The organism is Phaeobacter sp., assembly GCF_022825805.1.
Taxonomy (GTDB): domain Bacteria; phylum Pseudomonadota; class Alphaproteobacteria; order Rhodobacterales; family Rhodobacteraceae; genus Phaeobacter.
Map to the genome: position 1 here is coordinate 1 of NZ_JAJDWC010000030.1, position 12,614 is coordinate 12,614.

A 12,614-nucleotide genomic window follows, 5' to 3' on the forward strand; every position below is an offset into this window, starting at 1 on the left:
CCAATCGCGCTCGACCCAAAGGTGTCAGTCTGGCATTGCTGTGAATGTTCATTCGATCCCTCCGAATAGGGTTGGTGCTTGGTAACTCCAACCAACTCGGTCTGGATCGAATGGACAACCTGTTGAAAGCTCACATCTAGCGGCGATTGGGTCGGACGATACGGTCATGACAGGCTCCCTGCATCAAAATTTGCGCTTACCTACCACCCAATAGAAAGTGATGCGACAGCGCAGTCGCCGCATCTGAACTTCCCAAGGCAGCGTGCCCAAAATCAACCAGGTTCAATCGGCCAGCTGTGATCCAGCCCGCACAATGCTCAGCCTTTGGATGCAACCAGTGCCAACGCGGCAGCGTGCAATTCGGGCGTTGCGGCTGCCACGACGCCGCCCGCGTAATCCAGCGTGAGCGGATCATTATCCCAGCCGGTGATGACGCCGCCAGCCGCCTCCACCACAGGAGCCAAAGCCAAGAAATCATAGGGTTTCAGATCATAGTCAATCACCAGATCCACATGCCCGGAGGCCAGCAGCGCATGAGGATAACAATCATACCCAAAACGCCGAGTCTGCCCGGTTTTCAGCAACCGCTGAAACACTTCTGGCTGTTCTGTCGCGATCTTATCCCCTTCGTTGATGTAGACAATCGCATCAGTCAGGGATGTGGTGTCGGAGGTCGAAATCTCTGCGCCGTTCAGCGTTGCCACGCCATCTTTGGGCACGCCAACATAGATCTCTTGCAAGGTCGGCATGGAAATGACACCCAGATCCGCGCGACCGCCGGTCAGATGGGCCAACAAGAACCCAAACAAAGGATGCCCAGACAGAAATGAACGGGTCCCATCAATCGGGTCGAGCACCCACATTTGTGTGCGGTCTCCGCCTGATACACCCTGCTCTTCCCCAAAAATTCCGTGATCGGGAAAATGCTCAGCCAGATAGCCACGCACCTGTTCTTCGACGGCTTTGTCCGCTTGGGTCACAGGGCTCTGGTCAGATTTAAACTCCACATCGAACGCCTGCCTGAAGAACGACATGGCCGTGTCGCCTGCCAGGGCCGCAATCCGGCCTGCATGCTGTTCCAAATCAACCAAATCCATTGCGATATGATCCTCCGTCGCGATGCATTAGCGGCCAGTTGCATGCTCACAACCCCCGACTGCTCCACACGACTACTGGAGGAAGACATGCGTGTTTTCAACAAAAATCCACACGGAAATCGCGCAAACAAACATAAATCCACACAAAGCAATACATACAAACACTCCCAGGTCAAAAACGGCGGCTCAAAGCGCACTCAATCAGGTCTCTGACAAACACCGAACGCCGTCGCTAGAAATCTCAGCCGCAGTAAGCCGTCCGGTCGCATAAGCGCCAGTGTCGAGCGCGATATGCCCATTGGCAATTTCAGGTTCGGGCACAATCCAATGGCCATGCACCAACCACAGGCCCTCCTGGTGAGGTGTTGTGCGCCCTGTCTTTGCCCCCCACAAAAGCGTCTCCTTCGGCTGGTCATCAACGCTTAGGTCTGGGTCTGCTCCGGCATGTGACAGAAAGATGTTTCCGTTCAAACACCCCAAAGGGCGTTGTGACAACCAGCTGCGCATTTCCGAGCCTAAGGCCGCTGCAAACTGGCGCGCCGCCCGCTCCAGCTCTTGCAACGACGACTGCGCAGAAACCGCTTCGACGCCAAAGTCCGCCAGCGTTTGCAATCCCCCGTATTGCAACCATTGGCGCCCGATACCGGCCGGTTGTTCCAAGAATTCCAACAACATTGCCTCGTGATTTCCCATTAAGCAGGTTGCAGTCTCCAATTGCATGAGCCTGTGGATCACGGATCGGCTATGTTCGCCGCGATCCACGTAGTCCCCCAAAAACACAATGGGAACCGCCGGGTCAAACCGCTGCAGCAATTGGGAAAGTTGACGGTCACAGCCGTGGATATCGCCAACAACATAGCAATGCAGGTCAGGGTTGAGCGGGACAAAATCTTGCGGCATGTGCCAAGATTTGGTAAACAAATCGTTAATCAAGCCGGTGCTCCGTAGGTGGCCGCTGACACTTGGTCTTCAGTTGAAGGACCCATGTTAGGCGGATTGGGGGACTGTGTGAAGAACGCACCGCCGAAAATGGCGGGCATATATGAGGCTGGTTGGGATGCGGTTTATCGCATTGGGTGATGTGGGCTGCGCATTGTTGTGCGGCGGCACAGGCAGAGGTGATCTGCGTGTGATTCAGGGTGGACATGGCCCTGTGCCACGCAGCTTTGGCCGATTGCCGTTGGCGGGTGATGCCGCTGCGACATGCATGATGACCCACCGGTTCAACATAGCCATGACCCCGGAGGTGCGCGCATGCGTCTGATATCATTGATCTGCTGCGCGGGACTGGCGCTATCGGCATGTTCTACAATCTATCGCAGTTCCAGCATTCTGCCAGGCACGCGCCAGGGAACCGAAGTCCGGGTGGTCGCGCTTGACCCGGCCACCGTACTGGAAGCCAACCAAACCCCCTACGCACCCAAGAGCTTGCCTGACGCCTATAAGGAATCAGCCGGCACCGCAGCAGGGCGCAGCGGTCGCGGCGTGGGCAGCCTGCCAAACGCGCCGTCAACACAGACCGGAGCGCGCAATCAAGAGTTGACCGTAACGCGACCACCGCGGATCCAGCCCTCTCCCTACCGGGTCGGTGTGGGCGATGTTGTCATGCTGGCAACGCCTTCAACTCGCAATACGCTGGAAGAACTGACAGGTCTGCTCGCTGCGCAAAACAGCCGCAATGGCTACACCGTACAGGATGACGGCGCGATCAATATTCCAGACGTTGGACGGGCCAGAATTGCAGGGCTAACAATTGAAGAAGCCGAAGAGCTGCTGTTTCAAAAATTGGTTGAGGCACAATTTGACCCGACCTTCAGCCTCGAAATTGTCGAATTCAATTCACAGCGCGTGGCCGTTGGCGGCGCGGTCGGCAAACCGGCTGTCTTGCCGATCACATTGACACCACTTCGGCTGAGCGAGGCCCTAACGGCGGCAGGCAGTGTCTCGGCAACCAACATCGATGTGACAACCGTACGCCTGTACCGCGCCGGCGAGGTTTACCAGATCCCTCTGAAAGCGCTGTATGAACGTCCCGACCTGCAAGCGATCCGCCTGATATCGGGCGATTCCATCTTTGTGGACAGCGATTTCGACATCAACCGCGCAGAGCGTTTCTTTGAACAGCAGATCAGGTTGAAGAGCATCTCTCTGGCCGCCCGGGCCCAGGAATTGAGCGAGCTGAACAGTGCCATCGCCCAAAAACGCGAAGACAACGCAGAAAAACGTGCCGCCTTTGAAGCGCGGGAAGCCCTCGGCGCGACGGAGCGGGACTTTGTGTATTTGACCGGCGAATTCGACACGCGCACCCGCTACCCGCTGCCATATGAGCAACAGGCCACCCTTGCGGATGCGCTGTTTGATGCAGGTGGCGGCATCTCCCGTGAAACCGGCGATGTCTCTCAGGTCTATGTGCTGCGCGCCTCCAGCGACCCGCGCGTACCAGAAGAAGTCACAGCCTGGCACCTCAACGCGCGCAGCGCAGCGAACTACATTCTCGCAACAAAGTTCGAGTTGCGGCCCGATGATGTTATCTTTGTCGCAGAAAACCCTGTCACAAAATGGGGCAGAACGCTCCGCCAAATCACACCTTCGCTGATCACCACCCCGGTTGCGGCAGCAGTGAACTAAACACCGATAAACTGCGCGACGCGATCAGCTGATCAAACACGGGATTGGGCGCGCAGATCTGGGTCGCACAAGGGAGCAGAACTGAGCCCAAATCTGCGCGCCTTCAGGACAAATTCCTTGCTCTGATCAGGGGCTGGCTTACCTTAGGAACAGTCTATTTCAGGCCGAGGTTCCCAATATGTCCGCTGCAACCGCGCCGCAGGAGTTGCTTCATCCCCGGCCCGAGGGTTTGTATTGCCCGATTGGGGATTTCTACATCGACCCTGTCGTGCCGGTGGCAAAAGCGCTGATCACCCATGGTCACGCAGATCATGCCCGCAGTGGTCATGGAACCGTGTGGGCCAGCGCACAAACCCTTGATATTATGGCGATCCGCTATGGTGAGGCGTTTTGCGAAACACGTGTCGCGGTGGACCACACGACAGAAATTGCTGGGCTGAAGCTGCAGTTCACCCCGGCTGGACATGTTTTGGGTTCCTGCCAGATCACGGTTGACGATGGCAGCACCTCCATCACGGTGTCTGGGGACTACGCCCGCGTCGACAATCCGGCCTGCGCTCCATTTGAACTTGCCCCTTGCGATGTCTTCGTCACCGAAGCAACCTTTGCTCTGCCGGTGTTCAACCACCCAACCCCCTTGCCCGAAATCGAAAAACTGCTGCGGTCGGTGGCTGCGCAGCCTGATCGGTGCCATCTCGTGGGCGCTTACGCATTGGGCAAAGCCCAGCGGGTTATTGCGTTGTTGCGACAGGCGGGATGGAGCGCGCCCATCTACATCCACGGCGCACTGCAAAAACTATGCGATTATCACATTGAACAGGGCATTGATCTTGGCGAGTTGCGCCCAGCAACGGTCAAGCAGGGCAAAGACGCCTTCAAAGGGCAGATCATCCTGGGCCCACCATCCGCGTTTGCGGCCACATGGGCGCAGCGGTTTCCTGATCCGATTATTTGTTTCGCCAGTGGATGGATGCAGGTCCGGGCAAGAGCCCGCCAGCGTGGCGTGGAACTACCGCTGATCATCAGCGATCACGTCGATTGGTCCGATCTGACCCGCACCATCAACGACCTTAAGCCCAAAGAAGTCTGGGTAACCCACGGACGAGAAGACGCCCTGGTGCGTTGGTGCGAGTTGAACCAGATCACGGCCAAACCCTTGCGCCTGATCGGCTACGAAGAGGAGGCCGATTGATGCAACCCTTTGCCGAACTGTTGGAAAAATTGGCTTTCACACCTGCACGCAATGCAAAGCAGGCGCATCTGTTGCATGCCTTTCTGAGCCTGCCCGATCCTGAGCGCGGCTTTGCCCTTGCCGCTTTGACCGGAGAGCTGTCGCTGCGAAACGTCACCCCCTCGCTCCTGCGCGGACTGGTGGCCGAGGAAACTGATCCAGAACTGTTTCGCCTGTCCTATGACTTTGTTGGGGATTTGGCTGAAACGGTCGCACTGATCTGGCCGCATACCGAAGCGCTTCAGGATATCAGCCTTGAAACAGCCGTTTCGGAACTGTCCGGCACCGCAAAGGCGCAGCTGCCCGCCCTCATCCGTCACCGGTTGAGTACCATGACCGCAACCCAGCGATATGCCTATCTGAAACTGGCCACCGGGGGGTTGCGCGTTGGGGTTTCTGCCCGGCTCGCCCGCACGGCGCTTGCGCAATTTGGCGCCGTTGATGTCAACGAAATCGAAGAGTTATGGCATGGCCTGAGCCCGCCCTATCTGCCTCTCTTCGATTGGTTGGAAGGAGGGGAAAAACCCGTCAGTCTGGCAGCGGCCCCATTCCGTCCAGTCATGCTATCGACCGCTACCGATCTGGATGATCTCAGCACAATGGATCCCGCCGATTTCGAAGCCGAGTGGAAATGGGACGGCATTCGGATCCAAGCCACAAATGACGCAGGCGTTCGCAAACTCTACACCCGCACCGGCGAAGACATTTCCGCAGCCTTCCCCGATGTGATTGACTGTGTCAACTTTAATGGCACGCTTGACGGTGAATTGCTGATCAAGAGAGGCGCAGATGTTGCGCCGTTTGGGGATCTGCAAAAACGCTTGGGCCGCAAGAAAGTTGGCAAGGCAATGCTAGAAAGCCATCCAGCTGCACTGCGCGCCTATGATCTTCTGGTATGGAACGAGCTCGACCTGCGTCAGCAACCATTTGATCAACGACGCGCCGCGCTGCGAGAGTGTGTCGCCGCGCTTGATACACCGCGGATTGATCTCTCTGAAACATTGCCTTTTTCAACCTGGCAAGACCTGGCCGACCTGCGAGCCACCCCACCGGACCGGGTGATCGAAGGGGTGATGATCAAACGTCGCAACAGTGTCTACAGTCCGGGTCGCAAGCGCGGCAATTGGTTCAAATGGAAGCGTGATCCGATGCTGGTTGACGCGGTTATGCTCTATGCACAACGAGGCCACGGCAAGCGATCGGGTTTTTATTCAGACTTCACCTTTGGCGTTTGGCATGATGACCAGCTTGTCCCGGTCGGCAAAGCCTATTTCGGTTTCAGCGACGCCGAACTCAAACAGTTGGATAAATTCGTGCGCACCAACACCATTAATCGCTTTGGCCCTGTGCGGGCGGTGAAACCTGAAATGGTGCTGGAAATTGCGTTCGAGGGTCTGAACGAATCCAGCCGCCACAAAAGCGGAATTGCCATGCGGTTTCCCCGTATCAGCCGTATTCGAACGGACAAACCCGCCAAAGAGGCTGGAACGCTCTCTGAGTTAAAGACATTTCTAGCATCCGGAGATTAGACATATGAGCCACCGCATCGCCGCCTATTTGGCCTTTGTCCTGGCCGTTGCTTTTGCGGCGGCCCCAATTTTGACCGAACCTTTCATGGGTTACCGCGAAGATCAGCTGCCCTTCTATCAAAGCGATCCGGTCATTCAGCCTGCAGGGTGGGCCTTTGGGATATGGGGGGTGATCTATCTTTGGCTCATTGCTGGGACCGCATATGGTGCCCGCGCCAAGCCCGACGACCCGGATTGGACCGCGATGCGCAGACCTCTGGTCATCAGTCTCGGGCTGGGCGTGCTGTGGCTGTGGGCGGCAAACACCTCGCCGGTTCTGGCGACGGTTATGATTGTTGTGATGGCGGGCACTGCGATTGCGGCGACCATACGAGGTGGCAAGCTGCCACAAGCCTTGGGGCTGGGGCCTGTTGGTCTATACGCAGGCTGGCTCACCGCCGCGACTGCGGTATCGCTCAGCATCGTGGTGCCAGGCTATGGGCTTCTGGGGCCCATGACCTCTGGTCTGATTGCCCTGACGGGCGCTTTGATCGTCGCACTTTGGGTTCTGGCACGCGCACCTAATGCCATATCCTACGCCGTTGGTGTTTGCTGGGCACTGTTTGGTATTGTGATCGACCAGTGGAGCAGCGGCAATTGGATTGTGCTCCTGATGGCAGGATTGGGGCTCTGCCTTATTGCTCTACGATCAACGCTGATGCGGGTTGCCAAAGAATAACGCATCCACCCGCAATCACGTGTCTGGACCGTCGTGATCGCTCAGGCACTCCGAATGATCCCGCAGCACTTCCAGCACGCGACAGGTGGCAACCGTTCCGCCGGCGCAATCCGAAATCATACGTTGCAACTCCTTTTGCAGGGCTTCCAGACGCGCCATTCTTGCCTCTACGTCCTTAAGCTGGCGCCGCGCAATGGAATCCGCATCCGAACAGGATTGCCCAGGATGATCAGCCAGATCCAGCAGATCGCGGATCGCGTCCAGGCTGAAGCCGAGCTGGCGGGCATGACGAATGAAAGCCAAACGATCCTGCTGCAGTGTCCCGTAGCGACGCTGCCCACCTGCGGTGCGCTCCGGTTCAGGCATCAGTCCGATTTCTTCATAGTATCGGATGGTTTGCACCTTCGTTCCGGTTCGTTTGCCCAAGGTTCCAATACTGAACACCGCCCTGCCCCAATCCGTCTGTCTGATCCGATCCCCAAGACATAGCGGAACGAAAAAAGGCAGCCAATGGCTGCCTCCCTTCGCATGCTGTTTTGCCTCAGGCAGCGGCCTCGCCAGGCCTTTTGCCAAGGATAATCATGCTGAGCAAATCGTCATCGGTGACATCTTCGATATCGACGGTGCCGACCAATTTGCCGTTCTTCATCACAGACGCCCGATCACAGAGCTCCATCACCGCACTCACATCGTGATCAATCAGAAAAATCCCGATGCCCTGCGCTTTCAACTGCTGGATCAGTTCCGCAACCATCTGCGTTTCATGAGGCCCCAAGGCTGCTGTCGGCTCGTCCATGATCAGAATTTTGGCGTTGAAGTACACCGCACGCGCAATCGCAACGGATTGGCGCTGACCACCAGACAAGGCCGAAACAGGTTCAGAGAACTTTTGAAAGTTCGGATTGAGCCGGTTCATGATTTTCCGGCATTCCGCCTCCATCGCAGAGTCATCAACCAGACCAAAGGGCGTTGTCAGCTCTCGACCAAGGAACAGGTTGGACGCTGCATCAAGATTATCCGCCAAAGCCAGCGTCTGATAAATCGTCTCGATATTATGGGCCCGAGCATCGCGGGGGTTTTCGATTTCAACCCTTTGTCCATTCACGCGAATTTCGCCACTGTCCATCTGATATGCACCAGACAGGATCTTGATCAGCGTTGATTTACCGGCACCATTGTGGCCCAGCAGCCCGACAACCTCGCCAGGGTGCAGATCAACACTGACGTGATCAACAGCCTTGATCCCACCAAAGGAGATCGAAATATCTTCCATTTCGACCAATGGGGTCGCGCCGGACGCGCGCAGTTCTTTTGCAGTTGTCATCATCGGCCTCCCAAACGTTTGCGGTACACGATGTCAATCCACACGGCCGCCACCAAAACAGATCCCACGACAATGTTCTGGAATGGGGCATCAACCCCGACCATCGCCATCCCGGACTGCAAGCTCTGCATGATCAACGCGCCAAGAATGGCACCATAAATCGTGCCGAACCCGCCGGCCAACGCGGTACCACCAATTACGGCCGCCGCAATCACGCGCAGTTCATCCAGCGTCCCAATATCGTTGGAGTGGTTGGCCAGACGCGCGGATGCAACAACCGCGGACAACGCACACAAGAATCCCATCAAGGCGAAGATCTTCACGGTCAGCATGCGGGTGTTGATCCCCGACAGCTCTGCTGCATCCGGGTTGCCACCTGTTGCAAAGATATACCGGCCAAAGCGGGTCCGCCGAGCAATGATGGTCATGAAAACAGCCGTCCCAATCAGAATTAGCACTGAAATCGGCAAACCATACCCAACAACAAGACCCTCTGGCATGGTTTCGCCCTGCGCCTCCAGCAAGCGCTTCAGCCGGCGTTCGGGAATTTGATAGGCGTTCAGGATCGCAACGAACCCAAGAATGGAAATCGCAACCACACCCGCAATCACTGCTTCGGCCCAGGCGGGTTTCACCGGAAACCCATGGCCCTGTTTGGCGCGACGGCTGTTCCACAGGGCGACCAGCGCCAGGGCGGTTGCAATGACCCCGACAGCCCAGCTCAGCGTGGTGCCTAGTGTTCCAGACGTGCCGCCAAACATGATGAAATTGCTATCCAGCGGACCGATGGTCTGCCCATCAGTCAGATACCAGGCAACATTGCGCCAGACGAGAAAGCCACCCAGCGTGACAATAAAGGCCGGTATGGTCAAATAACCAACCATCCATCCTTGGAATGCCCCAATCAGCGTTCCGACACCCAGACCAACGGCGATCGTGATGATCCATGTCAACGGATGATCCAGACCCATGCCCAGCATGTTTGGCACGATGTCGGTCTGCACCATGGCCATGACCGCAGAACAAGTGGCCAGCAAAGCCCCGACACTCAGGTCGATGTTGCGAGTGACGATGACGAACACCATACCAGTCGCCATGATCGCCACGGACACCGTCTGGATCGTCAGGTTGAAAATGTTGCGCGGGGTCAAAAACCGCCCGTCTGTCAGGATGTTGAATCCTATACAGAGGATAACAAAAGCACCGATCATGCCCAGCAGACGCATATCCAGTTCCAGCTGCTGGAACAGGCTGCGTTTACGTTGTGCAGGGATCGGCTGAGACGTGGTGTCGGTCATATCCGAACTCCCGTATTCAGCAATGGGCCATCAGCACCGTGTCAATCAGGTGGATATCGGTGCCGGTCACGGGCGCTGAGCAACGCGTTGCCTCGCTCAGCGCCATTTTTCAATCAGTTACAGGGAGCAGGACCGTTGCTCATACCCTGGCAAAGCGCATCTTTGGAGATCCAGCCTGCGTCAACAACAACCGAAAGATTGGCTGCGGTGACCGGGATAGGCTCCAGGAAACGAGCGGTCAGATTTGTGCCCGACGGAGAGGTCCAAGATGTACCACCGTCGACAGAGCTCATCGCTGCACCTTCTGCCATCTGGACCGCGATTTCTGCGGCCGCTTTGCCCAGATCACGGGCATCTTTCCAGACAGAAACAGTTTGCGTGCCTTTGGCCACACGGTTCAACGCAGCATGGTCACCATCTTGGCCAGATACGGCAAGACCTTCCATGCCTTGGGCGGTCAGCGCTGCAACCACACCGCCAGCGGTGCCATCGTTGGAGGCAATGACAGCGTCCACGCTGTTGTCATTCGCAGTCAGGATCTGCTCCATGTTGCGCTGCGCATTGGCGGGCAACCAGCCATCCGTATAGGCTTCGCCGACAATCTTGATATCGCCGCTGTCGATGGCAGCCTGAATGACTTCTTGCTGGCCGCCGCGCAGGAAATCTGCGTTCGGATCGGTTGGCGATCCTTTGATCATCACGTAGTTGCCGCTTGGCTGCGCTTCCAGCACGGCGCGTGCCTGCATGCGTCCAACTTCGATATTGTCGAAGGTCAGATAGAATGCGCGGTTGTCTTCGATCAAACGGTCATAGGCGACGACTGGGATGCCTTCATCTGCTGCCGCTTCGACCGCTGGGCCGATGGCTTGTGCGTCCTGCGCCAGAATGATCAGCGCATCCACACCCTGCGCAATGAGGCTCTCGATGTCGGACAACTGTTTGGCAGATGACGATTGCGCATCAGCCGATACATAGGTGGCGCCTTTTGCTTCCAGCGCAGATTTGATCGCCGCCTCGTCGGTCTTCCAGCGCTCTTCCTGAAAGTTGGACCAGCTGACGCCAACGGTCACACCATCTGCAAATGCCATTCCCGCCGATGCGACAAGCGCAAGTGCGGAGATTCCACTCAGAAACTTCATGGTTGTTCCTCCCTCTGGTTACGGTCGCCAGCTCTTCAAATGCTCCCATGGCGGCCTGATATGATATCCCTAACATTATTTTTTTTGAAACTCAAATTAAATAATGTATCCTGCAGATACAGCGGATTTCTCGACGAGAATGTCAGCTGGATTGGAACGGGAGAAAGACATTGGCGAGATTGCAACGATTGTCACCATCGGATGAGTTGCGCGAAAGCAGCCGCCTGCAGGTCTTCGAAACCATCCGCGCCGCTGGCCAAATCGCCCGAATCGATATTGCCCAAGCCACATTGATCAGCCCTGCCACTGTCACGGCCATCACCGCAGATCTTCTGGCCGCCGGAATGATCGAGGAAGTCAGCCCAGAGGCCGCCAAAGGCGCCAAGAGAGGCCGACCACGAGTCGCACTCAAGGTCCGGGGACAGGCACATCTGATTGCAGGCATGAAACTATCCCACCATGCCATCACCACATTGATCACAGATTTCGAGGGCACAGAACTTCTGTGCCATGAAATTCCATTGCCGGGCGGCCAATCAAGCCCAGAGGATCTGTGTCAACAAATTCAGAGCGCACTGAACGCCAGCTGCGCCGCTGCCGATCTCGACCCCGCGGACATTTCTGGCATGGCGATTGGCATGGCCGGCGTCATGGATGCTGATCGTGGCTTTATCTACTGGTCGTCATCGCTCAACCAACGCAACGTCGATTTCGGCGCGTATCTGGCGCAGCACTTTGCCATGCCCGTGTTCATCGACAACGACGCAAATCTTGTTGCCAAAGCCGAGCTGCTGTTTGGGCATGGCGACAGGCACACGAATTTCATTGTTGTGACGGTCGAACATGGTGTCGGCATGGGCATTGTCATCAATAGCCAGATTTACCGCGGCGCACGGGGCTGCGGCGCGGAACTGGGACATACCAAAGTGCAGCTGGAAGGCGCGCTGTGCCAATGCGGCCAGCGCGGATGTCTCGAAGCCTATGTCGGGGACTATGCGCTGCTGCGAGAGGCCAATGTCACCAGCGGAGTGGAACGGCACAGAGACCTCGCATCGCTTTACGCGGCGATGGCCGATGGCGACATGATGGCCAGATCAACCTTGGACAGGGCGGGGCGCATGTTCGCAATGGGTTTAGCCAACGTCGTCAACATCTTCGATCCACAAATGATCGTCCTGGCCGGGGCGCAACTGGCCTTTGGCTACCTTTCCTCTGACAAGGTCATTGAGGAAATGCGCCGCTGGGTAGTGCAAGTCGATGCGCCATTGCCAGATGTCAGAGTGCACGGCTGGGGAAACAAAATGTGGGCGAAAGGCGCAGCCGCACATGCCATCGAAGAAGTCTCCGCACTGCGCATTCGAGAGGTCGCAAATCATGCAGGTTGATGGAAAACACGCGCTTTGGCTGACCCTCGCCCTTTGCCCGCCCACTCTCATTTGGGCTCAGGACAGTTCCGTCCCGCAGTTCACACCGCGTCCGATACCAGAACATATTTATGATGGCGGGTGGGAGCATTTTGTCGGCGGTGGCTTGGCCTCTCTGGATTGCAATTCCGATGGCTTCCCCGATCTGATCGCTGCGGGCGGTGCCAACCCGATGCAGTTGTTGATCAACCAAACCGAAAAGCCAGGCGACGCGCTGCAGTTTTCC

General features: G+C 56.9%; 11 protein-coding genes and 1 pseudogene. 6 read left to right on the top strand and 6 right to left on the bottom strand.

The genetic code is table 11. The features are described 5' to 3' along the window. Nucleotides 1-317 precede the first annotated feature (317 nt). Complete coding sequence (locus Q0C28_RS03340) at nucleotides 318-1,097, bottom strand: inositol monophosphatase family protein (RefSeq protein ID WP_293573233.1); 780 nt, start codon at nucleotides 1,095-1,097, stop codon at nucleotides 318-320. A gap of 201 nt (nucleotides 1,098-1,298) precedes the next feature. After that, complete coding sequence (locus Q0C28_RS03345) at nucleotides 1,299-2,030, bottom strand: metallophosphoesterase (RefSeq protein ID WP_293573234.1); 732 nt, start codon at nucleotides 2,028-2,030, stop codon at nucleotides 1,299-1,301. A gap of 321 nt (nucleotides 2,031-2,351) precedes the next feature. Here Q0C28_RS03345 and Q0C28_RS03350 point away from each other — a divergent pair, with 321 nt between their 5' ends. From Q0C28_RS03350 to Q0C28_RS03365, 4 genes are all read left to right on the top strand, one after another. After that, the gene (locus tag Q0C28_RS03350; RefSeq protein ID WP_293573235.1) at nucleotides 2,352-3,725 is read left to right on the top strand and encodes a polysaccharide biosynthesis/export family protein; all 1,374 of its coding nucleotides are present in this window, start codon (nucleotides 2,352-2,354) and stop codon (nucleotides 3,723-3,725) included. 178 nt (nucleotides 3,726-3,903) lie between these two features. Further along, entirely contained in the window at nucleotides 3,904-4,917 is a 1,014-nt protein-coding gene (locus tag Q0C28_RS03355; RefSeq protein ID WP_293573236.1) for a ligase-associated DNA damage response exonuclease, read from the top strand. Beyond that, complete coding sequence (locus Q0C28_RS03360; RefSeq protein ID WP_293573237.1) at nucleotides 4,917-6,485, top strand: cisplatin damage response ATP-dependent DNA ligase; 1,569 nt, start codon at nucleotides 4,917-4,919, stop codon at nucleotides 6,483-6,485. Before Q0C28_RS03355 ends, Q0C28_RS03360 begins: the two co-directional genes overlap by 1 nt. A 4-nt stretch (nucleotides 6,486-6,489) precedes the next feature. Further along, nucleotides 6,490-7,203, top strand: coding sequence for a tryptophan-rich sensory protein (locus Q0C28_RS03365; protein WP_293573238.1), 714 nt, complete (start codon nucleotides 6,490-6,492; stop codon nucleotides 7,201-7,203). A 15-nt stretch (nucleotides 7,204-7,218) separates the two neighbouring features. Here the strand turns inward: Q0C28_RS03365 and Q0C28_RS03370 are convergent, their stop codons facing one another. From Q0C28_RS03370 to xylF, 4 genes are all read right to left on the bottom strand, one after another. After that, the gene (locus Q0C28_RS03370) at nucleotides 7,219-7,647 is read right to left on the bottom strand and encodes a helix-turn-helix domain-containing protein (protein ID WP_293573239.1); all 429 of its coding nucleotides are present in this window, start codon (nucleotides 7,645-7,647) and stop codon (nucleotides 7,219-7,221) included. Nucleotides 7,648-7,744: 97 nt separating this feature from the next. Continuing rightward, nucleotides 7,745-8,527 carry an ATP-binding cassette domain-containing protein gene (locus Q0C28_RS03375; RefSeq protein WP_293573240.1) on the bottom strand — a complete coding sequence of 261 codons (783 nt, stop codon included), beginning with the start codon at nucleotides 8,525-8,527 and terminating at the stop codon, nucleotides 7,745-7,747. After that, nucleotides 8,527-9,825, bottom strand: a complete 1,299-nt coding sequence (locus tag Q0C28_RS03380; protein ID WP_293573241.1) for a sugar ABC transporter permease — start codon at nucleotides 9,823-9,825, stop codon at nucleotides 8,527-8,529. The genes Q0C28_RS03375 and Q0C28_RS03380 overlap by 1 nt, the downstream gene beginning before the upstream one ends. Before the next feature lie 113 nt (nucleotides 9,826-9,938). Further along, nucleotides 9,939-10,964 (bottom strand): D-xylose ABC transporter substrate-binding protein, encoded by a 1,026-nt coding sequence (gene xylF, locus Q0C28_RS03385; protein ID WP_293573242.1) that lies wholly within the window; start codon nucleotides 10,962-10,964, stop codon nucleotides 9,939-9,941. 170 nt (nucleotides 10,965-11,134) lie between these two features. Here xylF and Q0C28_RS03390 point away from each other — a divergent pair, with 170 nt between their 5' ends. Then, on the top strand, nucleotides 11,135-12,349 hold the full coding sequence (locus tag Q0C28_RS03390) for an ROK family protein (RefSeq protein WP_293573243.1): 1,215 nt from the start codon (nucleotides 11,135-11,137) through the stop codon (nucleotides 12,347-12,349). Continuing rightward, nucleotides 12,339-12,614, top strand: a pseudogene (locus Q0C28_RS03395) (hypothetical protein); the annotation flags it as partial. The gene Q0C28_RS03390 and the pseudogene Q0C28_RS03395, both read left to right, overlap by 11 nt.

Excerpts from the sequence above, each read along its gene's own strand:
- Q0C28_RS03360 (WP_293573237.1), top strand. The coding sequence starts at position 4,917 with ATGCAACCCTTTGCCGAACTGTTGGAAAAATTGGCTTTCACACCTGCA.
- Q0C28_RS03340 (WP_293573233.1), bottom strand. The coding sequence starts at position 1,097 with ATGGATTTGGTTGATTTGGAACAGCATGCAGGCCGGATTGCGGCCCTG.
- Q0C28_RS03375 (WP_293573240.1), bottom strand. The coding sequence starts at position 8,527 with ATGACAACTGCAAAAGAACTGCGCGCGTCCGGCGCGACCCCATTGGTC.
- Q0C28_RS03355 (WP_293573236.1), top strand. The coding sequence starts at position 3,904 with ATGTCCGCTGCAACCGCGCCGCAGGAGTTGCTTCATCCCCGGCCCGAG.
- Q0C28_RS03350 (WP_293573235.1), top strand. The coding sequence starts at position 2,352 with ATGCGTCTGATATCATTGATCTGCTGCGCGGGACTGGCGCTATCGGCA.
- Q0C28_RS03365 (WP_293573238.1), top strand. The coding sequence starts at position 6,490 with ATGAGCCACCGCATCGCCGCCTATTTGGCCTTTGTCCTGGCCGTTGCT.
- xylF (WP_293573242.1), bottom strand. The coding sequence starts at position 10,964 with ATGAAGTTTCTGAGTGGAATCTCCGCACTTGCGCTTGTCGCATCGGCG.
- Q0C28_RS03380 (WP_293573241.1), bottom strand. The coding sequence starts at position 9,825 with ATGACCGACACCACGTCTCAGCCGATCCCTGCACAACGTAAACGCAGC.